At 62.7% G+C, this 23,303-nt stretch carries 24 protein-coding genes and 1 pseudogene; 10 read left to right on the plus strand and 15 right to left on the minus strand.

Annotated elements, in window-relative coordinates; translation table 11 throughout:
* Positions 1-15 precede the first annotated feature (15 nt).
* The gene (locus EN943_RS07035) at positions 16-744 is read right to left on the minus strand and encodes a hypothetical protein (RefSeq protein ID WP_127412053.1); all 729 of its coding nucleotides are present in this window, start codon (positions 742-744) and stop codon (positions 16-18) included.
* A 129-nt stretch (positions 745-873) separates the two neighbouring features.
* Between EN943_RS07035 and thrC the strand changes: the two genes are divergently transcribed.
* Genes thrC through EN943_RS07055 form a run of 4 tightly spaced genes read left to right on the plus strand, consistent with a single transcriptional unit; the run spans position 874 to position 7,082 of the window.
* Entirely contained in the window at positions 874-2,271 is a 1,398-nt protein-coding gene (gene thrC, locus EN943_RS07040; protein WP_127412054.1) for a threonine synthase, read from the plus strand.
* 14 nt (positions 2,272-2,285) lie between these two features.
* Positions 2,286-3,578 carry a pitrilysin family protein gene (locus tag EN943_RS07045; protein ID WP_056580991.1) on the plus strand — a complete coding sequence of 431 codons (1,293 nt, stop codon included), beginning with the start codon at positions 2,286-2,288 and terminating at the stop codon, positions 3,576-3,578.
* Between the two features lie 15 nt (positions 3,579-3,593).
* A complete protein-coding gene (locus tag EN943_RS07050) occupies positions 3,594-4,190 on the plus strand; it encodes a GNAT family protein (protein ID WP_127412055.1) in 597 nt (198 codons plus the stop codon).
* Between the two features lie 3 nt (positions 4,191-4,193).
* Positions 4,194-7,082 (plus strand): EAL domain-containing protein, encoded by a 2,889-nt coding sequence (locus tag EN943_RS07055; RefSeq protein ID WP_127412056.1) that lies wholly within the window; start codon positions 4,194-4,196, stop codon positions 7,080-7,082.
* 5 nt (positions 7,083-7,087) lie between these two features.
* Here the strand turns inward: EN943_RS07055 and EN943_RS07060 are convergent, their stop codons facing one another.
* Complete coding sequence (locus EN943_RS07060) at positions 7,088-7,696, minus strand: YqgE/AlgH family protein (protein WP_023808594.1); 609 nt, start codon at positions 7,694-7,696, stop codon at positions 7,088-7,090.
* Positions 7,697-7,866: 170 nt separating this feature from the next.
* Here EN943_RS07060 and EN943_RS07065 point away from each other — a divergent pair, with 170 nt between their 5' ends.
* The 3 genes from EN943_RS07065 to EN943_RS07075 all read left to right on the plus strand — a co-directional run bounded on the left by EN943_RS07065 (position 7,867) and on the right by EN943_RS07075 (position 9,797).
* Positions 7,867-8,673 (plus strand): protein-disulfide reductase DsbD domain-containing protein, encoded by an 807-nt coding sequence (locus EN943_RS07065; protein ID WP_127412057.1) that lies wholly within the window; start codon positions 7,867-7,869, stop codon positions 8,671-8,673.
* Positions 8,674-8,758: 85 nt separating this feature from the next.
* The gene (locus EN943_RS07070) at positions 8,759-9,241 is read left to right on the plus strand and encodes a peroxiredoxin (protein ID WP_127412058.1); all 483 of its coding nucleotides are present in this window, start codon (positions 8,759-8,761) and stop codon (positions 9,239-9,241) included.
* Positions 9,242-9,320: 79 nt separating this feature from the next.
* Positions 9,321-9,797, plus strand: coding sequence for a DUF2938 domain-containing protein (locus EN943_RS07075; RefSeq protein ID WP_127412059.1), 477 nt, complete (start codon positions 9,321-9,323; stop codon positions 9,795-9,797).
* Between the two features lie 135 nt (positions 9,798-9,932).
* Here EN943_RS07075 and rnhA read toward each other — a convergent pair whose 3' ends face one another.
* From rnhA to coxB, 12 genes are all read right to left on the minus strand, one after another.
* On the minus strand, positions 9,933-10,463 hold the full coding sequence (gene rnhA / locus EN943_RS07085; RefSeq protein ID WP_127412060.1) for a ribonuclease HI: 531 nt from the start codon (positions 10,461-10,463) through the stop codon (positions 9,933-9,935).
* Between the two features lie 4 nt (positions 10,464-10,467).
* The gene (locus EN943_RS07090) at positions 10,468-11,430 is read right to left on the minus strand and encodes a homoserine kinase (protein WP_127412061.1); all 963 of its coding nucleotides are present in this window, start codon (positions 11,428-11,430) and stop codon (positions 10,468-10,470) included.
* A 5-nt stretch (positions 11,431-11,435) separates the two neighbouring features.
* Positions 11,436-12,446 carry a 4-hydroxy-3-methylbut-2-enyl diphosphate reductase gene (ispH, locus tag EN943_RS07095; RefSeq protein WP_127412062.1) on the minus strand — a complete coding sequence of 337 codons (1,011 nt, stop codon included), beginning with the start codon at positions 12,444-12,446 and terminating at the stop codon, positions 11,436-11,438.
* 88 nt (positions 12,447-12,534) lie between these two features.
* Entirely contained in the window at positions 12,535-13,290 is a 756-nt protein-coding gene (locus EN943_RS07100; protein WP_164778106.1) for an SURF1 family protein, read from the minus strand.
* Positions 13,287-13,673 carry a DUF983 domain-containing protein gene (locus EN943_RS07105; RefSeq protein ID WP_164778107.1) on the minus strand — a complete coding sequence of 129 codons (387 nt, stop codon included), beginning with the start codon at positions 13,671-13,673 and terminating at the stop codon, positions 13,287-13,289. Before EN943_RS07105 ends, EN943_RS07100 begins: the two co-directional genes overlap by 4 nt.
* A gap of 21 nt (positions 13,674-13,694) precedes the next feature.
* The gene (locus EN943_RS07110; protein ID WP_127412064.1) at positions 13,695-14,186 is read right to left on the minus strand and encodes a L,D-transpeptidase family protein; all 492 of its coding nucleotides are present in this window, start codon (positions 14,184-14,186) and stop codon (positions 13,695-13,697) included.
* A 90-nt stretch (positions 14,187-14,276) separates the two neighbouring features.
* Positions 14,277-15,158, minus strand: a complete 882-nt coding sequence (locus tag EN943_RS07115) for a cytochrome c oxidase subunit 3 (protein ID WP_027035941.1) — start codon at positions 15,156-15,158, stop codon at positions 14,277-14,279.
* A gap of 1 nt (position 15,159) precedes the next feature.
* Positions 15,160-15,792 (minus strand): cytochrome c oxidase assembly protein, encoded by a 633-nt coding sequence (locus tag EN943_RS07120; RefSeq protein WP_127412065.1) that lies wholly within the window; start codon positions 15,790-15,792, stop codon positions 15,160-15,162.
* Positions 15,792-15,950, minus strand: a complete 159-nt coding sequence (locus EN943_RS07125) for a hypothetical protein (protein WP_013532777.1) — start codon at positions 15,948-15,950, stop codon at positions 15,792-15,794. Before EN943_RS07125 ends, EN943_RS07120 begins: the two co-directional genes overlap by 1 nt.
* 2 nt (positions 15,951-15,952) lie before the next feature.
* Positions 15,953-16,897, minus strand: coding sequence for a heme o synthase (locus EN943_RS07130; protein ID WP_127412066.1), 945 nt, complete (start codon positions 16,895-16,897; stop codon positions 15,953-15,955).
* 75 nt (positions 16,898-16,972) lie between these two features.
* On the minus strand, positions 16,973-18,625 hold the full coding sequence (gene ctaD, locus EN943_RS07135) for a cytochrome c oxidase subunit I (protein WP_013532779.1): 1,653 nt from the start codon (positions 18,623-18,625) through the stop codon (positions 16,973-16,975).
* Positions 18,626-18,663: 38 nt separating this feature from the next.
* Positions 18,664-19,680, minus strand: a complete 1,017-nt coding sequence (gene coxB / locus EN943_RS07140; protein ID WP_164778108.1) for a cytochrome c oxidase subunit II — start codon at positions 19,678-19,680, stop codon at positions 18,664-18,666.
* Between the two features lie 259 nt (positions 19,681-19,939).
* Here coxB and EN943_RS07145 point away from each other — a divergent pair, with 259 nt between their 5' ends.
* The 3 genes from EN943_RS07145 to EN943_RS07155 all read left to right on the plus strand — a co-directional run bounded on the left by EN943_RS07145 (position 19,940) and on the right by EN943_RS07155 (position 22,898).
* The gene (locus tag EN943_RS07145) at positions 19,940-20,494 is read left to right on the plus strand and encodes an invasion associated locus B family protein (protein ID WP_013532781.1); all 555 of its coding nucleotides are present in this window, start codon (positions 19,940-19,942) and stop codon (positions 20,492-20,494) included.
* Between the two features lie 157 nt (positions 20,495-20,651).
* The gene (gene tldD / locus EN943_RS07150) at positions 20,652-22,064 is read left to right on the plus strand and encodes a metalloprotease TldD (protein ID WP_127412068.1); all 1,413 of its coding nucleotides are present in this window, start codon (positions 20,652-20,654) and stop codon (positions 22,062-22,064) included.
* Positions 22,065-22,241: 177 nt separating this feature from the next.
* On the plus strand, positions 22,242-22,898 hold the full coding sequence (locus EN943_RS07155; RefSeq protein ID WP_164778109.1) for a transglutaminase-like cysteine peptidase: 657 nt from the start codon (positions 22,242-22,244) through the stop codon (positions 22,896-22,898).
* 17 nt (positions 22,899-22,915) lie between these two features.
* Here EN943_RS07155 and EN943_RS07160 read toward each other — a convergent pair.
* A pseudogene (locus tag EN943_RS07160) lies at positions 22,916-23,303 on the minus strand (RNA methyltransferase); the annotation flags it as partial.

Here is a 23,303-nt window from a genome sequence, read left to right on the forward strand (position 1 = left end):
CGCAACCGCCGGAATCTAGTTCGTCGCGGCGGCTCTCTTCCTCTGCTTCTTCTTCGGCTTGTCCACCGTTGCCTTATGCGCGGTTTCGTCATAGCCGGCAAAGGCCTGATAGTCCTGCGCCGTCGGCTCGGGCACGACAATATTGGAATCGGTGAAGACGAACTGCGTGGCGACCGAAGGATCGGTGACCTGGACCTGATACTGGTGGAGCTGCGAGTAAAGGACCTCGGTGCCATGCATCACAGCCGTGCGGATGGGCATGGTGATGGTGCCTGGAGAAAACTTCGGTCCGGGGACAATCTTGCCTGCGACCGCGATCTTCATCGTCAGCTGGCCGTTGGCACGGCTGCAGTCGCGTGTCACGTCGCTGACCGATGCCTGGTAGATGATGTTGGCCGATTCGTCGGGCGGAGTTGCAGCCGCGGCGTCAGCCTCGGCCTGGGCCGCGGCATCCTGCGCGGCGTCGCCGGTCTTCTTGATCCTGGGCTTGGGCTTCTGAGCTTCCTTGGAATAGGTATTGAAGAAAGCCGTGCCGTCCCGCACCGTCACCCTGGGACAATAGGCCTGCAGCTGGCTGGCCAGTATCTTGGGATCCTGCGGCGGCGGTGGCGCCGTTGGATCTTTCTTGCCTATGCCGAGGTTCAGGATGCCATTGTCGCCCGATTGGCAGCCGGCGGCGGCGATCATAAAGCCGGTGAGCGCAAGACCCGCCAAAAAGCGACCACTGAATGTACGAAACGCCATGAAACTGCACTTCCCTCTCGCAAAGCTGGTGACGTATATCAACCGCGCGGCAAAAATGCGACTGAGCCAACGCAGAAATTAACCACCTTGCGGTGGACGGAAAAAGCCAGGCAGTAACGGAATTGTGACATGCACTATGTGAGTACCCGCGGGGAAGCCCCCGTTCTTGGATTTTCCGACGCCGTGCTGGCTGGGCTGGCGCGCGACGGCGGGCTGTACGTGCCGCGCGAGTGGCCACAGTTTTCCGCCGCCGAGATCCGCACCATGCGCGGCCTTGCCTATCCCGACCTTGCCATCCGCGTGCTGTCGCCGTTCCTTGGCGACGAGATCCCGCCGCCCGTTATCGAGCGTCTGGTGCGCGAAGCCTATGCCACCTTCCGCCACGAGGCCGTCTGCCCGCTGGTGCAAACCGGCCCCAACACCTTCATCCTGGAACTCTTCCACGGGCCGACGCTCGCCTTCAAGGATGTGGCGATGCAGCTTCTGGCCCGGCTGATGGACCATGTGCTTACCGAACGCGACCAGCACGCCACCATCGTCGGCGCCACTTCGGGCGATACCGGCGGGGCGGCCATCGATGCCTTTGCCGGTCGCAGCCGGACCGACATCTTCATCCTTTTCCCGCATGGCCGCGTCTCGCCGGTGCAGCAGCGGCAAATGACGACGTCGGCGGCTGCAAACGTCCATGCGCTGGCGATCGAAGGCAATTTCGACGATTGCCAGGGCCTGCTCAAGGACATGTTCAACGATCACGGCTTTCGCGACCGGGTGGCGCTTTCGGGCGTCAATTCGATCAACTGGGCCCGCATCATGGCCCAGATCGTCTATTATTTCTCCTCGGCGCTGTCGCTCGGCGCGCCGGACAGGCCGGTTTCCTTCACCGTGCCGACCGGCAATTTCGGCGATATCTTCGCCGGCTACGCCGCCAAGAAGATGGGCTTGCCGATCGATCGGCTGGTCATCGCCACCAATGACAACGACATCCTGGCACGGACCTTCTCGACCGGCGAATACCGCACCAAGGGCGTCTTTGCGACCACGTCGCCGTCGATGGATATCCAGGTGTCGTCGAATTTCGAACGCCTGCTGTTCGAGGCCTCCGGCCGTGACGCGGCGACTGTGCGGCGCTACATGGACGGCCTGAAGCAGTCCGGTGCTTTCACCATCGAACCCCAGCAAATCACCGGGATGCGGTCTGAATTCGACGCCGGCCGCGCTGATATGGACGAGGTCGCCGCGACCATCCGCTCGACGCTCGCGGCCAGCAACTATCTGCTCGATCCGCACACCGCGGCAGCCGTGCATGTCGCTGCGGGCAAGGCGTCAGGCGCCGTGCCGATGGTGGTGCTGGGTACCGCGCACCCGGCAAAATTCCCGGCCGCCGTCGAAGCCGCCAGCGGCGTGTCGCCCGCACTGCCCGCATGGCTAGGTGGGTTGATGACATCGGAGGAAAAATACACGGTACTTCCATCCGACCTGAAAATGGTGGAAGATTACGTCGGCCGCCGCGCGCGGGCGGCGCGTTAGGGAGTAGTAGCCATATGGGTGTTGAGGTAAGCCGTCTGTCGAACGGCCTGACAGTCGCCACCGAAACCCTTCAAAGCATCGAATCGGTTGCCCTTGGTGCCTGGGTCAAGTCGGGTGCCCGCAATGAACGCGACGACGAGCATGGCATGGCCCATCTGCTCGAGCACATGGCGTTCAAGGGCACGAAAAGGCGGAGCGCTTTCGAAATCGCCTCGGAGATCGAGGACGTCGGCGGCGAGATCAACGCTGCCACCAGCGTCGAGACCACCTCCTACTATGCCAGGGTGCTCTCCGACGACGTGCCGCTGGCCGTCGACATTCTTGCCGACATCCTGCAGGAGTCCGAATTCGACCCGCAGGAACTCGAACGCGAACAGCATGTGATCCTGCAGGAGATCGGCGCTGCGCACGACACGCCCGACGACATCGTCTTCGACCGTTTCACGGAAACCGCCTATCGCCATCAGACGATTGGGCGCTCCATTCTCGGCACGCCCGAAACGGTCAAATCCTTCACCTCCAAGCAACTCCACGACTTCATCGAGCGGCAATACGGCGCCGAGCGCATGGTGATTGTCGCCGCCGGCGACATCAAGCATGACAATTTCGTGCGCGAGGTCGAAAAGCAGCTCGGCGGCTTCCGCAGCAAGGCCGACAGCACCATCCCGCAATATGCGCAATATGTCGGCGGCGACTTCCGTGAGGACCGCGACCTGATGGACGCGCAGATCGTGCTGGGGTTCGAGGGTCGTGCCTATCATGTGCGCGACTTCTATGCCTCGCAGGTGCTGTCGATGATCCTCGGCGGCGGCATGTCGTCGCGCCTGTTCCAGGAGGTCCGGGAGAAGCGCGGCCTGTGTTATTCGGTCTATGCCTTCCATTGGGGCTTTTCCGACACCGGCGTCTTCGGCGTCCATGCCGCCACCGGCCAGAGCGACATCGCCGAACTGGTGCCTGTCATCATCGACGAACTGCAGAAGGCCGGCGAGAAGATCCTGCAGGAGGAGCTCGACCGCGCGCGCGCCCAATATCGCGCCGGGCTGATCATGTCCGCCGAAAGCCCGGCCAGCCGGGCTTCGCAGATCGCACGGCAACTGCTTCTGTTCGGCCGGCCGATCGCCAAGGAGGAACTGATGGAACGGCTGTCGGCGCTGACGATCGAGCGGCTGACCGATCTGTCGTCGCGACTGTTCTCGACCAAGCCGACGCTTACCGCTGTCGGGCCTGTGGGTACGCTGGCGCCATACGAGGCGATCCTCGAATCGCTCGCGGGCACGCAGACCACGGCCCGTAAGCTCGCCGTCTAAGCCCCTCGAAGCGTCGTGTTCGCGCTCCCTTTCTTTCGCCGCGACCTGCCGGCGCTGAAAGGCGACCGCGTCACGCTGCGCGTGCCGTTCACCAACGACTACCGCGAGTGGGCGGCGGTGCGCGGCGAAAGCCGAGCCTTCCTCGAACCCTGGGAGCCACGCTGGACTCCCGACGAACTCGACCGCAACGCATGGCGGCTGCGCATCAGCCGCTACCGCGAGGATTATGCTCAGGGAACCGCTATCGCCTTCTTCATCTTCGAGAGGAGCAGTGGCAAGCTGGCCGGCGGCATCACGCTCGGCAACATACGCCATGGCGTCTCGCAGAGCGGCCATGTCGGCTACTGGATCGGCGAGCGCTTCGGCGGCCGCGGCCTGATGACCGATGCGGTCAAGGTGGTGGCCCGCTTCGCCTTCGATACGCTGAGGTTGCACCGGATCGAAGCGGCTTGTATTCCCGACAATATCCGGTCGATCCGCGTGCTTGAAAAAGCCGGATTCCGGCGCGAAGGACTGCTGCGATCCTATCTCAGGATCAACGGCATCTGGCAGGACCACTACCTCTACGCCCGGATCGCGGACGATCCGCCGGGCGTTGGAACGAAGGACTGATTTTTGACGAATTTCCTGCGAAACGGGTCGCTGTTCGCCTTTGTCCTCGCGACACTCCTGACGCTGTGGGCGGCATCGTCGGCCTTCGCCGTCGAGCCGATCAAGATCGCCCGCGACGACGTCGCGCTCGACCTTTCCGGCGCCGTCGAGATCTACCGCAACCAGGGCGAGAATTTCCAGGTGTCGACCGCGCCGGGTCCGGACGGCATCGTGCGGCGCATCGAGGTCGAGGCCAATGATGCCCGTTCGACCGGCGACTGGGCTGTTTTCGCGCTCGCCAACACCACCGACCAGCAGCTCGACCGGCTGATCGTCGCACCGCATTTCCGCCTGGTGAATTCCGGCATCTTCTGGCCGGATCTCGGCTCGACCCGCATCGCCGCCATCACGCCCAGCGAGGGCTTCGCGCTCGACCGCCAGACCAGCCCCGATGCCGACGTTTTCCGGGTGACGTTGAACCCCGGCACGGTGATCACCTTCATCGCCGAACTGGCCTCGCCGAAGCTGCCGCAGGTCTACCTCTGGGATCCCGAATCCTACAAGGACTCGGTCAATTCCTACACGCTGTTTCGCGGTATCGTCATCGGTATCGCCGGCCTGCTGGCGCTGTTCCTGACCATTCTTTTCGTGGTCAAGGGAACTTCGATGTTCCCGGCGACGGCGGCGCTTGCCTGGGCGGTGCTGGCCTATATCTGCGTCGATTTCGGCTTCCTCAACAAGATCATCGAGATATCGCCCGGCAACGAGCAGATGTGGCGGGCGGGAACGGAGGTGGCGCTGGCGGGAACCTTCGTGGTGTTCCTGTTCGCCTATCTCAATCTCAACCGATGGCACGGCCATTTCAGTTACGGCGCACTGGTCTGGATCCTCGGGCTGGTGCTGATCGCCGGCGTCGCCATCATCGATCCAGCGATCGCCGCCGGCATCGCAAGGCTGTCCTTCGCCGCCACCGCACTGACCGGGCTTGGCCTGATCATCTTCCTCGGCATACGCGGCTACGACCGTGCCATCATGCTGGTGCCCAGTTGGGTCATGGTGCTGTTGTGGCTATGCGGATCGTGGATGGCGATCACCGGCATGCTCGACAACGACATCGCCCAGCCGGCGCTCGGCGGCGGGCTGATCCTGATCATCCTTCTGATCGGCTTCACAGTGATGCAGCACGCCTTTGCCGGCGGCGCCCTGCACCAGGGCCTGTTCTCCGACCTCGAGCGCCAGGCGCTGGCGGTGGCCGGATCGGGCGACACGGTCTGGGATTGGGACGTGCTGCGCGACCGCGTCGTCACCAAGCCCGATGTCAGCATCCAGCTCGGCCTGGCGCCCAACAGCCTTGGCGGCGCGGCCCGCAACTGGCTGCCGGTGCTGCATGCCGACGACCGCGACACGTTCCGCACGACGCTCGACGTCGTGCTCGAACACCGGCGCGGCCGGGTATCGCAGAATTTCCGCCTGCGCGGCGCTGACGGGCACTATCACTGGTTTTCCCTGCGCGCGCGCCCGGTCATCGGATCGGACGGCGAGGTCATTCGCTGCGTCGGTACCATGGTCGACGTGACCGAGCAGAAAAAGTCCGAGGAAAGGCTGCTGCACGACGCCGTGCACGACAATCTGACCGGCCTGCCGAACCGCGAACTGCTGATGAATCGGCTGGAAGCGATCATCTCGATCGCGCGTACCGAAGAGAAGGTGCGCCCGACCGTCTTCGTCATCGACATCGACCGTTTCAAGCAGGTCAATGACGGGCTCGGCATCTCGGCCGGCGACACCATCCTGTTGACCATCGCGCGTCGCCTGCACCGGCTGCTCAAGCCGAAGGATTCGCTGTCGCGCTTTGCCGGCGACCAGTTCGCGCTGATGCTGCTTTCCGAACAGGACCCGGCCCGCATCGCCGCGGTGGCTGATGCCATCAAGCATGCCATCAACAATCCGATCACCTTCGCCAAGCGCGAGATCGTGTTGACGGCCTCGATCGGACTGATCACCTGGAACTCGCCGCAGATGTCGGCCGAGGACATGGTCAAGGATGCCGAGCTTGCCATGCACCAGGCCAAGCGCTTCGGCGGCGACAGGATCGAGCCGTTCCGCCCGGCTTTCCGCACTGTCGGCACCGACAGGCTGCAGTTCGAATCCGACCTGCGCCGCGCCATCGAGCGGCGCGAATTCACGCTTGCCTACCAGCCGATCGTGCGGCTCGAGGACGGCAGCGTCGCCGGCTTCGAGGCGCTGCTGCGCTGGGACCACCCGCGCCGCGGCATGATCCCGCCGGCGGATTTCATCCCGGTCGCCGAAAGCTGCGGGCTGATCGTGCAGCTCGGCCTGTTTGCCATGCAGCAGGCGGCGGAAGACCTCGCCAGCTGGCAAAAGCAGATCGGTGACGCGCCGCTGTCGGTCTCGGTCAATTTGTCCAGCCGCCAGTTGATCCGCCGCGACCTGGTCAGCGACGTCCGCTCGGTCATCGCTCGGGCCAATCTGAAGCCACGCTGCTTCCGGCTTGAGCTCACCGAATCGCTCGTCATGGACAATCCCGAGCAGACCGCCCACGTGCTGACCAAGCTGAAGCAGCTCGGCATCGGCCTGTCGCTGGACGATTTCGGCACCGGCTATTCCTCACTGGCCTATCTGACGCGGTTCCCCTTCGACACGATCAAGATCGACAAGAGCTTCGTCGACGACAACACGCCGAAGCGCGCGGTGCTGCTGAAATCGATGGTCAACATGGCGCATGAACTTGGCCTGTCCGTCGTCGCCGAGGGCATTTCGGACGAGAGCGACGCGCTTGAACTGCGCCAGATGGGCTGCGAATATGTGCAGAGCTTCATGTTCGGCGCGCCAATGCCGGGCGACCAGGTGCTGAAGGCGCTGAAAGAGCAGTATCCGCTGACGCAAGCGTAAGCGGCTCAGGCGTGTCCGGCCGCGAGGCTGAGATGCGCGAGGTCGATGCCGATCGAGGCGAGAATCCGGTCGTATTTGCGTTCGATGTCGGTGTCGAACAGAAGCTCGGCATTGGCCGGACAGGTCAGCCAGCCATTTTCGGCGATCTCGGTCTCCAACTGGCCGGCGCCCCAGCCGGAATAGCCGAGCGCCATCAGCGCGTGACGAGGCCCGCGGCCTGACGATATGGCGCGCAATATGTCGACGGTTGCGGTCAGGCAGATGTCGTCGGAAACGGTCAGCGACGATTCCACCCGGTAGTCGCCCGAATGCAGCACGAAGCCGCGGCTGCGGTCCACGGGGCCACCATTGCGCACGACGAAATCGCGGGCCTGCGCCGGCAAGCGGATTGCCTCCTGCTCGTTCATGATGCCCAGCTGCACGAGCAGGTCCGGAAACAGCATCTGCTGCGTCTGGTTGATGATCAGGCCCATGGCGCCTTCATCGGAGTGTGCGCAGACATAGATGACAGAGCGCGTGAAACGGTCGTCCTTCATGCCGGGCATGGCAATCAGGAACTGATCGTCGAGAAAGCCGCGGCTGGCGACCGTCTTCTTGTGGCGCAACAAGTCCATGAAGGGAGCGTAACGCGTTTCCAAAGCGCCGAAAAGATGCGCCGTGCTGGATTCGACCAAAGCCTGTGGCGCCGGCTCGAACATTCTTCTCCCTCGAAGTCACGCAAATATGATACCGGCAAGGCCATGAAATCATTGCGCGGCCACGAACGGACGATCAAATCACCGCCATGCAAAGCTTGAAAATCCTGCTGCTCGGCGCTGCCATCGGATCGGCAACCGCTCTTCCTGCCGCCGCCTCTTCGTCGGCGTGGTACAACAGCGAAGGCGGCAAGGTCCGGCTGGTGACATCAGGCAAAGCCGACGATGCCGGCCGCATACAGGGCGTTCTCGACATTGCGCTCAAGCCCGGCTGGAAGACATATTGGCGCGATCCGGGTGACGCGGGCGTGCCGCCGCAACTCGACATTTCAGCCAGCACCAACATCGCCGACGCCGCTCTGTCGTTTCCGGCGCCGCAGCGCCATGACGACGGCTATGGCAAATGGGCAGGCTACAACTATCCGGTTTCTCTGCCGGTGACGTTCACGCTGGCGACGCCAAACCAGCCGGCGGTGATCGATGCCGACATCTTTCTCGGCATCTGCGAAACGATCTGCATTCCGGTGCAGACGCGGCTGACCGTCGACCCCGCCTCCGATCCGGACAATGCCGAGGACGCGGCGCTGGTAAAGGCGAGTTTTACGGCACTGCCTGCGCCCGCGAGGTCCGATTTCGGCATCAATGTGCTGCCGGGCGACCACGAGACACTGATCGTCGAGGCGAGCTTTCCCGGCGATCCGGCGGCGGCGGATTTCTTCGTTGCCGGCGAGCGGGACTACATGTTCGGCACCCCGGCCCGCAGCGAAAAGGACGGCAAGCTGATTTTCACCGTGCCGATCCTCGATCGCCCGTCGACAACGCCGACCGATGGCGGACTTCACTATACGCTGACGAGTGCGGCGGGCGCGGTCGAAGGGGTTCTGCCTTTCCCTTGATCCAGCCCATCCCAACGGTTGCAGGAAGCCATTGAGTTCGCTACGCAAAGACACGTCCTTCCCGATTTTCCCAAGCGAGGAATCCATGACCATTTCCGTTGGCGACAAGCTGCCTGAGGTGACCTTCAAGACGATGACAGACGACGGCGCCAAGCCGATCACCGGGACCGAGATTTTCTCGGGCAAGAAGGTCGTTCTGTTTGGGGTTCCCGGCGCCTTCACACCGACCTGCAGCAACAACCACTTGCCCGGCTATCTCGAGAACCATGACGCCATCCTGGCGCGCGGCGTCGACACTATCGCCGTCGTTTCGGTCAATGACGTCCATGTCATGGGCGCCTGGGCGCGCTTCACCAGCGGCGAGGGCAAGATCCTGTTCCTCGCCGACGGCAGTGGCGATTTCGCCAAGGCGGTGGGCCTCGACAATGACCTTTCTGCCGCCGGCATGGGGCTGCGTTCGAAGCGGTTTTCGATGATCGTCGACGACGGCAAGGTCACCGCGCTCAATGTCGAGACCAAGCCCGGTGTCGACGAGTCCGGCGCGGCTCATATTCTGGGACAGCTCTGAACTTCAGCGTGGCGTCGGGCGGGGACAGCAACGGCGATGGCGCTTGCAGTTCATGGCTTGCTTTGGGGGGATCCTGGCGATGTTTGACATCTTCTGGCGCGCTATCGCGATCGGTATCGGCGCCACCGTGCTGATGGATCTCTGGGCCATTTTCCTGCACAAGGCGTTCGGCCAGCCACGGCCGAACTGGGGGCCGGTCGGTCGCTGGGTCTGGCATCTCCGTGACAAGGTCTTCCACGACGATATCGGCGATGCCGCACCGTACGCGCATGAAAAGGCGCTGGGTTGGGCCTTTCACTATTTTGTCGGCATCGTCTACGGCATCATCTTGGTGGTGCTGGCCGGAGCGGGCTGGCTTGCCGCGCCGACGTTTCTGCCGGCCTTCATCCTTGGCATCGTCACCGTCGGCGCCGGCTGGTTCCTCCTGGCACCCGGCATGGGCGCCGGTTGGGCCGCATCGAAGCGGCCCAACCCGATGCAGATCCGTGCGCTGAACCTGGTGTCGCATACGGTGTTCGCACTCGGGCTTTGGGGCACGGCGCTGCTGATCCGATAACGGTCTACAACTGCGCTGGCCAGTCGATCGGCAGCCAGCCGTAGACAACGCGATGCGCGCCGATATCGTAGTAGTTGCCGCCGCCCGCCGGCTGATCCGCTTCTTCGTATCTGAGAGCCGCGCCGCGCCGGAAATTCAATAGCTCTGGGTGGAGCGCCGCACTTTCGCGATTCCAGGTTGTTTGGCCGGCGCAGCAGGCTTTGGCGCTGCTGCAGGATTGAACGGGCCTTTCTTGAACGGTGCCATGCCTTGGCGCGCAAGCTCGTCGGCGCGCTCGTTCTCGACATGGCCGTCATGGCCCCTGACCCAGTTCCAGGTGACCTTGTGGCGCTTGTTGGCCTCGTCGAGCGCCTGCCAGAGTTCACCGTTCTTCACAGGCTTCTTGTCGGCGGTCTTCCAGCCGTTCTTCTTCCAGCCGTGGATCCACTTGGAAATACCGTCCATGACATATTTGCTGTCGGTGTGAAGGTCGACCGTGCAAGGTTCCTTCAGCGCGTTCAGCGCCGAAATGGCGGCCAACAGTTCCATGCGGTTGTTGGTCGTCTCGGCCTCACCGCCGGAAAGCTCCTTGGTGGTGCCGTTGAAGCGCAGGATCGCGCCCCAGCCGCCAGGGCCGGGATTGCCCGAACAGGCGCCGTCGGTGAAGATCTCAACCTGTTTGCTCATGATATCAGGCCAATCCATATTCCGAAGGAGATTTGATCGCCCGGTGGAACCGCATCCTTCTGATGTATTCCGTCGGGTCGCGTTTCATCACCAGCCCGCCGTCGGGAACGGTCAGCCAGTCGTACAGCCGGGTCAGCATGAAGCGCAACGCCGAGCCGCGCGCCAGCATCGGCAGCGCAGCCTTCTCCTGGCCGCTCAGTGGCCGGAGGCTCTGGTAGCCGGCTAGCAGCGCCTTGCCCTTGGTGAGGTTGAAGGAAAAATCCTTCTCGAAGCACCAGGCGTTGAGACAGGTGGCGACATCGTAGGCGTAGAGGTCGTCGCAGGCGAAATAGAAATCGATCAGGCCGGAGAGCTTTTCACCGAGGAAGAAGACGTTGTCGGGAAAAAGATCGGCGTGGATGATGCCTTTGGGAAGGTCCTTCGGCCAGTTGCGCTCGAAATCGGCAAAGTCGGCATCGACCTCGGCGGCCAGACCCGGCTCGACCTCGTCTGCGCGATCGCGCGCTGCATCCCAGAGCTTGCGCCAGCCGTCGATGGCCAGGGCATTCGGACGCGTCATCGAAAAATCGGCGCCGGCCAGATGCAACTGCGCCAACGCCTTGCCGACCTCGGCACAATGCGTCGCCGTTGGCCGCCGCAACGAAAGCCCTTCCAGGAAGGTGATGATGACCGCCGGCCGGCCGGCGAGCGTGCCGATGACGCTGCCGTCATGCGCGGTGACCGGCAGCGGGCAGGACACGCCCTTGTTGGCGAGATGGCCCATCAGCCCTAGGAAAAACGGCAGATCCGCCTTCTCGACGCGCTTCTCATAGAGCGTCAGGATGTAGGAGCCGCTCGAGGTGTGCAGCAGGAAATTCGAGTTCTCGGTGCCTTCGGCGATGCCCTTGTAGGACAGGAGATCGCCGACCGGATAGTGCTTCAGGAATGCGCCGAGTTCGCCTTCCGCAACGTCGGTGTAGACCGCCATGTGCCTTACGCGGCTCCATTGACGAAGGCCATGTCGGCCCGCGTCAGTTCGACATCGCGCAATACCCGCATGACCGGAAAATCCTCCGTTTCCGTGGCCGTGATGGCCAGGTCGATCGTGACATCGAAGCGTTGCCGGAACGCGTCGATGATCTCGTCGACGATGATTTCGGGCGCCGACGCGCCGGCCGACAGGCCGAGCGTCGAGATGTTGCCGATGTCGTTCCACGGAATCTCGGCGGCGCGCTGCACGAGAAGCGACATGGTGGCGCCGGCACGTTCCGCCACCTCGACAAGACGTCGCGAATTGGAGGAATTCGGCGCGCCGACGATCAGATAGAGATCGGCGCCCGGCGCGGTGTCCTTGACGGCTTCCTGGCGGTTGGTGGTGGCATAGCAGATCGATTCCGCCGCCGGCGCCTGCATGGCTGGAAAGCGATCCTGCAAGGCGCGGATGATGCCGGCGGTGTCCTCGACCGACAAAGTGGTCTGGGTAACGAAGCCGAGTGCCTGCGAATCGGCGGGCGCGAGCTTTGCGGCATCGGCTTCGGTCTCGATCAGCGTCACTGCGCCGTCCGGCAGCTGGCCCATGGTGCCGATCACCTCGGGATGTCCGGCATGACCGATCAAGAGCACATGGCGGCCGAGCCGCTGATGGCGCATCGCCTGCTTGTGGACCTTCGACACCAGCGGGCAGGTGGCATCGAGATAGAAGAGATTGCGCGCCTTCGCATCCGCCGGCACCGATTTCGGCACGCCATGCGCCGAAAACACGACGGGCGACTGCCGATGTTCGACCGGGATCTCGGAGAGTTCCTCGATGAAGACGGCGCCAAGGCTTTGCAGCCCCTCGACGACGTAGCGGTTGTGCACGATCTCATGGCGGACATAGACCGGCGCGCCATATTTCTTCAGCGCCAGCACGACGATCTGGATGGCACGGTCGACACCGGCGCAAAAACCGCGCGGCTGGCAGAGCCGGATCGTAAGAGGTGGTTTGGTGGTTGTCTGAAGCATTAAATCCGGGCCGGTTGATCAAAGCCGAAATGAGGTGCGCACCCCTGCCCTGTCAAGGGCATCGGTAGAAAGGGGGCGTCGCTCGCGTTCATTCCTCTTTCGCGGGGCGGCGGAGCCGCAGGATGAGCACGGCGGCGAGCGCTGCGGCAAGCCCGTACCAGGTGACAGCATATTGCAGATGGCTGTTCGGCAGGTCGATGATGGTGACGCCGCCAACCGGCAATCCGCCTGGATTTGGCGTCTTGTCTGCGTCGATGAAGATCGGCACCAGCGTGAACCCAGCCGGCAGGCCCGCGCTCGCCGCCATGACGTCGCGGTCCTTCCAGTAGAAGATGTTCTTCGCCACGTCATTTTCGGGAAGCATCATCGACGGCTTCGCCGGCAGGGGGTTTCGAGCGAGCCCGGTGACCGTCACTCTGCCAGTCACCTGTCCCTTGGCGCGCTTGGCGGCGTCCTTCAGATCGTAAGGCACGAAGCCGCGATTGATCAGGACGAAGCGACCATCGTCGAGCGCCAGCGGCGTGTAGACGTTGAAGCCGGCGTCACCTTCCCAGGTCGCGTAAAAATGGCGTTCGCCTTGATGCAGGAACGTGCCGGTGACGGTGACAGGCGTATAATCGACGTCCCCGGTGGCGGCGAACTCTTTCTCGACCTCGGCCAGCGGCCGTGGCGCTGAATGGGTGCGCTGGTCGATGGTCTGGAGAAGACCTTCCTTCCAAGACAGGCGCTGCACCTGCCAGGTGCCGAGCGCCAGCAGGATCAGGAACAGCACCAGGCCAAGGCCAAGCAGCAATGCCGTCCTAGGCCGCGATCGGCCGTCGGCTTTAACGGATGCCTCGCTCATTCGCCGCGATCCAACCGGCCTTCGGCCGCCTTGTTGCGGTATTGCAGCGTCAGCAGCACGCCCTTGATCAGCCTCAGCGCCGCCAGGCACAGCACGACAGCCAGCGGAATCCAGACCAGCAGATGCAGCCAGAGCGGCGGGCTAAGCGTGACTTCAACCCAGAGCGCCAGGCCGACAATGAGGAAGCCCATGATCAGGATGACGAACACCGCCGGCCCGTCGCCGGCATCGGCGTAGGAATAATCGAGGCCGCAATTGACGCAGCGCTTACCGACGGTGAGGAAGCCGGAGAACAACCGTCCCTCGCCGCAGCGCGGGCAGCGGCCATGCAGGCCGGCCGAGATTGGATCGATCGGCGGCCAGATCGCCTTGTCTTCACTCATGGAAGCGTCGTCGCTCATTGCTTACCGCTCGATTTCGATCGGTGTGCCATCGGCCACCAGCGCCCAGATTTCGTCCATGTCGGAGTCCGTAACCGCAATGCAGCCGTCGGTCCAGTCGACCAATTGAAGCAGCCAGCCCCACCAGCCATAACCATTCGGTTGGCCGTGGATCATGATCATGCCGCCCGCGTCGACATTGCGCGCCTTGGCGGCGGCCTCATCATCGGCATTGGGATACGAAATATGGATCGATCTGTGCGCGATGCTGTTCGGGTTGCGCCAGTCGAGGACATAGTTCCCCTCGGGCGTGCGTTGATCGCCCTCCTGGTGCTTGTGCCCGACAGGGTCGCCGCCGAGCGCGATGCCGTAGTTTCGCAGGACCTTGCCGTCTCCGATCAGCTCCAGCCGGCGTTCGGCCTTGTGGACACGCACCAAGTCCGCCTTCTCGCCGGCAAAGGCCGGGAGTGCCGCGATCATCAATGCGCAAATAGCCCGGAAGATTGTCAGTCGCATTGGCTATCGATCAGCAATCATTGCGCCAAAATGAAGAAGGCGGCCACGTTGCCGCGGCCGCCTGCAGAAACGAAAATCCCCTTGGGCGGATCAGTGACCTTCGATCACCGCGCCGACCGATCCCCAGACGTAGATCGAGGCGAACAGGAACAGCCAGACCACGTCGACGAAGTGCCAGTACCAGGCGGCCGCCTCGAAGCCGAAATGCTGTTTGGGGGTGAAATCACCCTTCATCGCCCGGATCAGGCAGACCAACAGGAAGATGGTGCCGATGATGACATGGAAACCGTGGAAGCCGGTCGCCATGAAGAAGGTGGCGCCATAGATGGAATCCTTGAAGCCGAACGGAGCGTGCATGTACTCGTAGGCCTGCACCATGGTGAACAGCATGCCGAGGCCGACGGTCAGCACCAGGCCGTTGATCAGCCCCTTGCGGTCGCCGTGAAGAAGCGAATGGTGCGCCCAGGTCACCGTGGTGCCCGACAAGAGCAGGATGACGGTGTTGTAGAGCGGCAAATGGAAGGGATCGAGAACCTCCATGCCCTTCGGCGGCCAGACGCCACCAGTAAATGTGGCGCGCGCGTAGTTCTGTGCCTCACCGGCAAAAAGGCTGGCATCGAAATAGGCCCAGAACCAGGCAACGAAGAACATCACCTCCGAGGCGATGAACATGATCATGCCATAGCGCAGGTGCAGCGACACGACCCGCGTATGATGACCCTCATGCGCTTCCTTGATCGTGTCCGACCACCAGGCGAACATGGTGTAAAGGACGATCACGAGGCCGATGAAGAACAGCCACGGATTGGCGATGTTGAAGCCGAAGATCGGGAACGACCCGCCCTTCAGATATTCCATCAGGGCGACACCGCCAAAGGCCATGACGAGCGCCCCTACCGAGCCTAGGAAAGGCCATGGGCTCGGGTCGACGAGATGATAGTCATGCTGTGGTTTTGCGTGCGCGTCTGCCATATCAACCCCCGAGATTTGCTTCGGTATTCGAAATTGTCTTGCTGTTGCCATCGGCCGGCTCCGAGGAGGCGACCGGCTTGGTCTTCTCGACCGGGAACATCGTATAGGACAGCGTGATCGTCTTCACGTCCTTGAGCTCCGGCACATTGACGATGTCAGGGTCCACGTAGAACAGGACCGGCATGTCCAGCGTCTCGCCGGGCTTCAGCGTGGTGTCGGTGAAGCAGAAGCACTCGACCTTGTTGAAATAGGGTCCCGCCAGCTCAGGCTGCACGTTGAAGGTGGCGCGGCCGGTCACGGGACGATCGAACTTGTTGGTCGCCTGATAGTGCGCCTGCACGGTCTCGCCGATCTTCATCGTCATCGAGCGCTGGACCGGCTGAAATTCCCACGGCACGCCGGCGATGTTGGCATCGAAGCGGACGGTGATCTCGCGGTCGAGCACGCGGCCGGCATACTGCTTCTCGGCACGTTGCGTCGTGCCGCCATAGCCGGTCGCCTGGCAAAACATCTTGTAGAGTGGCACCGCCGCATAGGCCATGCCGATCATGCCGGTGAAGAAGGCGAGGCAAACAGCCGCGACGATGACGTTGCTGTTCTTGCCCGCCGCTTTCCTGGACGTCTCGACGCTCATCACATCGTGCCCAGATTGTGGCCGAACTTCACGATCGTCGCGATGTAGAAAATGACCACCAGCAGCGCCAGCGCCACGCCGATGGCGATGGAACGGCTGCGCTGCGCCTTCTTCTGACGCTCGGTCAACGTGACGGTCTCGAGCTTTTCCTCGATCATGGTCATGCTCCACCCATGGCTAGCGCGCGTTCGACAACGCTGTCGGCCAGATAGGCAGCGAAGATGGCGAAGAGATAAAGCAGGGAATAGGCGAACAGGGCCTTGGCCGGTTTCATGACGCGGTCATCGTCGGCCATGCCAAGCACTTTCCACGCGTACCAGACAAAACCGACCCCGAGCAGCAAGGCGGCCACGCCATAGAACGGCGTGGTGTAGCCAAGCATCCACGGCAGCACGCCAACCGGGGCAAGCACCAGCGCATAGGCGAATATTTGGCGGCGGGTCGAAGCGTGGCCGGCGACGTTGGGCATCATCGGAATGCCGGCCTTGGCGTAGTCCTCGGACTTGAACAGCGCCAACGCCCAGAAATGCGGCGGCGTCCACAGGAAGATGATCAGGAACAGGACAATGCTCTCGAGGCTGACCGTCCCGGTCACCGCTGCCCAGCCGATCACCGGCGGAATGGCACCGGCGGCCCCGCCGATGACGATGTTCTGCGGCGTCCAGCGCTTCAGCCACATCGTATAGACGACGGCGTAGAAAAAGATGGTGAAGGCCAGCAGCGTCGCCGCCAGCCAGTTGACCAGCACGCCGAGCGTCATCACCGACAGCACCGACAGCACTAGCCCGAAGGTCAGCGCTTCGTGCGGCTGGATGCGACCGGCCGGGACCGGGCGGCTGGCGGTCCTGGTCATCACGGCATCGATGTCGGCATCGTACCACATGTTGAGCGCGCCGGAGGCGCCAGCACCTATCGCAATAGCCAGGATGGCGATCACCGCCAGCAGAGGATTGATGGTCACGGGTGCGGCGACCAGGCCGACAAAGGCGGTGAACACCACAAGCGACATGACGCGCGGCTTCAGCAGCGCGAAGAAATCGCCCGCCGTCGCTTCCGACATGCGAAAGCCCGCTTCGTCAATCAATGGGTCGTCGACAAGGGCCATGCGTACTTAAGTCCATCATCCGTTGGCCGAAACCGCCGGCGGACCGGCGGTTTCGTATTCGAGCGGGCAGCAGCCTTACTTGATCTTCGGCAGCTGTTCCCACTGGTGGAAGGGCGGCGGCGAAGGCAGCTGCCATTCGAGCGTCGTTGCACCCTCGCCCCATGGGTTGGCACCGGCGATCCGCTTCTTCTGGAAGGCTTCGAACACGCCATAGAGGAAGATCAGGACGCCGACGGCCGAGATATACGAGCCGATGGACGACACATAGTTCCAGCCGGCAAACGCATCGGGGTAGTCGATGGTGCGGCGCGGCATGCCGGCGAGACCGAGGAAGTGCTGCGGGAAGAAGATCAGGTTCACGCCGACGAAGGTGACCCAGAAGTGGGTGTTGGCGATCACGGGCGAATACATGTAGCCGGTCATCTTCGGGAACCAGTAGTACCAGCCGGCGAAGATGGCGAAAACCGCGCCCAGCGACAGCACGTAGTGGAAGTGGGCGATGACGAAATAGGTGTCATGCAGCGAGCGGTCGAGGCCGGCATTGGCCAGCTGGACGCCGGTGACGCCGCCGATGGTGAACAGGAAGATGAAGCCCAGCGCCCACAGCATCGGCGTCTTGAACGAGATCGACCCGCCCCACATCGTCGCGATCCAGGAGAAGATCTTCACGCCTGTCGGCACCGCGATGACCATGGTGGCGAAGACGAAATAGCGCTGCGTGTCGAGCGACAGGCCGGTCGTGTACATGTGGTGCGCCCAGACGATGAAGCCAACGGCTCCGATCGCCACCATGGCATAGGCCATACCGAGATAACCGAACACCGGCTTCCTCGAGAAGGTCGAGATGACGTGGCTGATAATGCCGAAGCCCGGCAGGATCAGGATGTACACTTCAGGGTGACCGAAGAACCAGAACAGGTGCTGGAACAGGATCGGGTCGCCGCCGCCGTCGGGCGCAAAGAAGGTGGTGCCGAAATTGCGGTCGGTGAGCAGCATGGTGATGCCGCCGGCCAGAACCGGCAACGACAGCAGGAGCAGGAAGGCGGTGATCAGCACCGACCAGGCAAACAGCGGCATCTTGTGCAGCGTCATGCCAGGCGCGCGCATGTTGAAGATGGTGGTGATGAAGTTGATGGCGCCGAGGATCGACGAGGCACCGGCAATGTGGATGGACAGGATCGCCAGATCCATGGCCGGCCCGGGCTGGCCGGAGGTCGACAATGGCGGATAAAGCGTCCAGCCGCCGCCGACGCCATAGGCACCCGGTGCGCTCGGCATGAACATCGAGGTGAGCAGCAGGATGAAGGCCGGCGGCAGCAGCCAGAAGGAGATGTTGTTCATGCGCGGGAACGCCATGTCGGGCGCGCCGATCATGATCGGAACCATCCAGTTGGCGAAACCACCGATCAGCGCCGGCATGACCATGAAGAAGATCATGATCAGGGCGTGCGCGGTGGCGAAGGCATTGTACATGCTCTTGCCGCCGTCGATCGCGGCGTCGCCGTTCATGCCATAGACCATCTGCGCCAGGCCGCTGAAGATCTGGATGCCAGGCTCCTGCAGCTCCATGCGGATGGCGACCGACAAGGCACCGCCGATGATGCCGGCCATGATCGCGAAGATCAGGTAAAGCGTTCCGATGTCCTTGTGATTGGTCGAATAAACCCAGCGGACCCAGCCGTGATAAGGCTTGTGGTCGTGCCCGTCGTGAGCTGCAGCGTCTGCCATGTTCCGCTCCGTTCCCTAAATCTTGCTAACCCGCGGCATCAGTTGCCGGCGGCCGCTACCTTGTTCTGGCCGTCGACCTCGGCCATCAGCGTCTTGTTGGCGCCGGACAGATCGGTCTTGGCCGCCGCCAGCCAGGTCTTGAACTGCGCATCGGAGACGACACGGATGGCGATCGGCATGAAGGCATGGTCCTTGCCGCAGAGCTGCGAGCACTGGCCGTAAAAAATACCTTCCTTCTCCGCCTTGAACCAGGTCTCGTTGGTGCGGCCCGGAACGGCGTCGATCTTGATGCCGAACGACGGCATGGCAAAGGAGTGGATCACGTCGGTCGCGGTGACGAGCACCCGGGTCATGGTGTTGACCGGCACCACCAGTTCGTTGTCGACGGCCAGCAGGCGCGGATAGACCTTGCGGTCCTCCTTGCCGGCAGCGGCGCGTTCGGTGTCCTGGAGGATCGCGGAGTTGAAAGAGAGCGTGTTGTCGGTCTGGTACTCGTAGTCCCAGTTCCACTGGTTGCCGGTCGCCTTGACGGTCAGCTTTGCTTCTTCCGGCGGCGTGTATTGCGCGGTCAGCAGTTGGAACGAGGGAATGGCGATGAGGAGCAGGATGACGACTGGCCCGATCGTCCAGATCAACTCGATCCACGTGTTGTGGCTGGTCTTGGACGGAACCGGGTTGGCGCTCGCGCGGAATCTGACGATGCAGTAGGCGAGCAGAAGCAGCACCAAGATGGTGATCGGGACGATGAACCACATCGTGTAGTTTCCGAACCACTCGATCTGCCGCATCATGTCGGTCGCCGGCGCCTGGAAGGTAGTCTCCCAGTTCTTGGGCTGGTCGGCATGGGCGGACGCGCCGGCGAAAAACGTGATAGCGGCACAAGCACTTAGAAACTTGGCACTTGCTGGAACCTTGGCGTTTGCCAGGAAATTTCTCATCGCCCTCATCGTCTCCCAGTTCCTCGCTGTGGTACCCACGAGAATAACGAACAATGCCGGGACGGGAATCCCGACAGTTTCAAGCTGGTTCAAACCATACTCTTTTTCCCTCCGCAAGAAAGGAGCGGACGAAACCGTGCGGCATTTTTGCGCGCAAGCCCGGATGTGCCTTTGGAGGCAGCCGCGGCAGCCCCGAATTGCCTACATTGAGCCGACAGCGGCATTCCCGCGGGCCGCACGTGCCGAACGTCGCAATTCGGGCGAAATTGGCAGGGAAAAGCGCCGTATTGGCTTTTTCGGGGCAGACCTGGTGCGGTCTCGTCCTTTACTTGGCTTTGGCGCGGCTTAAAGTGCCGTGATTCGCAATGGAGCCGTCATGAATTACTGGCTTTCGAGAAACTCTCGGTTTTCGAGAAACTGGGCGAAGGTCATCTTTTTCGCCGCCCTGTCTGGCATCGGCTTGTCCGCGATCGTGTCCGGCACGGCGAACGCCGCGCAGCCGAGCGGTACCGTGCGCTCGACGCATGGCGCATGGTCGATCATCTGCGACACGCCGGCCGGTGCAACCTCGGAACAATGCGTGATGATGCAGAACGTCGTCGCCGAGGACCGTCCGGAGATGGGACTGTCGGTCGTGGTGCTGCGCACCGCCGACAACAAGGCGGAGATCCTGCGCGTGCTGGCGCCGCTCGGCGTGCTCTTGCCCAACGGGCTCGGCCTCAATGTCGACGGCAAGGATATCGGCCGCGCCTATTTCGTGCGCTGCTTCCAGGACGGCTGCTATGCCGAGGTTATCCTCGAAAAGCCGCTTCTCGACACGCTGAAGACCGGCACGTCGGCCACCTTCATCGTCTTCCAGACCCCGGAAGAAGGCATCGGCATCCCGGTCGACCTCAAGGGTTTTGCCGACGGCTTCGCCGCCCTCCCCTGAAAAACTGGCGACATCACCGGCTTCATCAACCAGAAGTGACGTCGACGGGCTGCTGGCAAACCGCTTTTGTCTTCACAATGCGGCCGAGCGATTGTCTCGGCGCGCCTTCGCGCCTACATCGTGGCAAAGACCCATTCCTCCTGTGAACGGACGCGCCATGAACAGCCTGATCGGCCAATTCGACATTTCAGACGATCGCATCAAGCAGATCGTCGCGGAGACCATCAACGGCGCCGATGACGGTGAGCTGTTCCTCGAATACAGCGAGAGCGAAGCGCTGATGTTCGACAATGGCCGGCTGAAGACCGCCAACTTCAACACCGACCAGGGCTTTGGCCTGCGCGCAGTTGCCGGCGAAGCCAGCGGCTATGCTCATTCCAGCGATCTGTCCGAGGCCTCGCTGCTACGCGCGGCCGACGCGGTGTCAACCGTCAAGGGCGGCTATTCCGGCACGCTAGCCGCAGCACCCGCACGCACCAACCGCCATCTCTATGGCGAAGAGAACCCGATTCCCTCGCCCTCCTTCGAGGCCAAGGCAAAGCTCTTGCAGGAAATCGACGCCTGGCTGCGCGCCGAGGATCCGCGCGTGCGGCAGGTTTCGGCATCGCTCGCCGCCTCATGGCAGCATGTCGAGATCGTGCGCGCCGACGGCCAAATGGTGCGCGACATCCGCCCGCTGGTCCGCATCAACGTCTCCGTCGTGGTCGGCAATGGCGACCGCCAGGAGAGCGGCTCCTACGGCATGGGCGGCCGCAAGGCGTTTGGCGAATTCCTGGTCGAGGACAGCTGGAAGCACGCCGCCAAGGAGGCGCTCAGGCAAGCCCTGGTCAATCTCGAGGCCATACCGGCGCCGGCCGGCACTTTCGACATCGTCTTGTCCAGCGGCTGGCCGGGCGTCATGCTGCACGAGGCCGTCGGCCATGGGCTGGAAGGCGATTTCAACCGCAAGAAGACCTCGGCCTTCGCCGGCCTGCTCGGCCAGCAGGTCGCCGCCAAGGGGGTCACCGTCGTCGACGACGGCACGATGCCCGAGCGGCGCGGCTCGCTCACCGTCGATGATGAGGGCACGCCTTCGGCCCGCAATGTGCTGATCGAGGACGGCAAGCTGGTCGGCTACATGCAGGATCGCCAGAACGCCCGGCTGATGGGCATGAATGCGACCGGCAACGGCCGCCGCGAAGGCTACGCCCACCAGCCGATGCCGCGCATGACCAACACCTATATGACGGCGGGCGACATGGAGCCAGACGAAATCATCGCCTCGGTCAAGAACGGCATCTATGCCGTCTCCTTCGGTGGCGGCCAGGTCGACATCACCTCGGGCAAATTCGTGTTCGGCTGCACCGAGGCCTACATGATCGAGAACGGCAAGGTGACGCAGCCGATCAAGGGCGCGATGCTGATCGGCAACGGTCCGGACGCCATGCACCGCGTCTCGATGATAGGCAACGACATGAAGCTCGACACCGGCATCGGCATGTGCGGCAAGGCTGGACAAGGCGTCCCGGTCGGTGTCGGCCAGCCGCATTTGAGGATGAACCAGATGACGGTGGGCGGCACGCGGGTTTGAGGTCGTCATGGGGCGTATTTTATCGGGACGGGCTATGCTTGCGATTTTAAGCCTGAATCCTGTCGGTACCTTGAAGTGAACACAATCCACGTTAGGAAATTGTTAAGTGATTGACTGCCTGGGCTGCTGTTTCCGCACGAACGCAGTGCCGGCCCTCTGGTTGCGGTGGTGTTGGCAATGCGGCGTTCCCCCGGCGTTCTGACCTCCTCTCTCCTGCTTGGCTTCGTTTCGTTGATTGGCGCGACATCGCTGCAAGCCAGCCCGGCGGCGGCACAATCGACATTGTTCAAGTCGCGATTGACGGAATCTGCCGCCGTTGGTGGAAGCACCAGCGTCCCCTACGGCTGGATCGATTTCTGCCATCGCCGGCCAAAGGAGTGCAAGGTGCCCGCTCTGCCGGCCGCGAATATCAAGCTGACCGCGCAGAACCTGCGCATCCTCAAGCGGATAAACCAGAAGGCGAACAACGCCATCAAACCCGTCAGCAATTTCGATCACTGGGGTACGATGGCGGATCACTGGGACTATCCGGTGGACGGCAAGGGCGACTGCAAGATCTACGCGCTCTACAAGCGCAAGCTTCTTCTGGAAGCGGGTTTCCCCCGGCAGGCGCTGCTGATGACCGTGGTGCGCGACTTGGACAATGAAGGCCACACCATTCTGACGGTGAAAACCGACAAGGGCGATCTTGTCCTGGACAATCTGGTCAATGAGATCAGGCCCTGGAACGCGACGGGCTATTACTTCGTGAAACGCCAGTCGCAGCAGAACCCAAACACCTGGGTGTCGATCAACCAACGCGGTGGCACGTCGAAACGACTGTCGCCAAGCTAGGAGCCGAAGCCGTCGGGTTACCGCCTCTTCTTCGGCTTCTCCAGCAGCGCCACCGCTTCGACATGCGGCGACCACAGGAACTGGTCGATCGGCGTCACGCTTTTCAGTGTGTATCCACCGTCGATGAGGATGCGCAGGTCGCGCGCGAGCGTCACCGGATTGCAGGACACCGCGGCGACGTACGGCACATCCGAGCGGGCAATCTGCTTCGACTGGTCCTCGGCACCGGCGCGTGGCGGATCGAACACCAGGCCGTCGAACGCATTCAACTCCTTGAACGTCAGCGGCCGGCGGAACAGGTCGCGGCGTTCGCCCGTCACCCGCTTCAGGCCAGTGGCGAAACGCGATCCACGGTCGAGCGCAGAAAGGACTGGTGCATCACCCTCCACCGCATGGACTTCAGAC

It is taken from the genome of Mesorhizobium sp. M7A.F.Ca.US.006.01.1.1 (genome assembly GCF_003997935.1).
GTDB lineage: Bacteria > Pseudomonadota > Alphaproteobacteria > Rhizobiales > Rhizobiaceae > Mesorhizobium.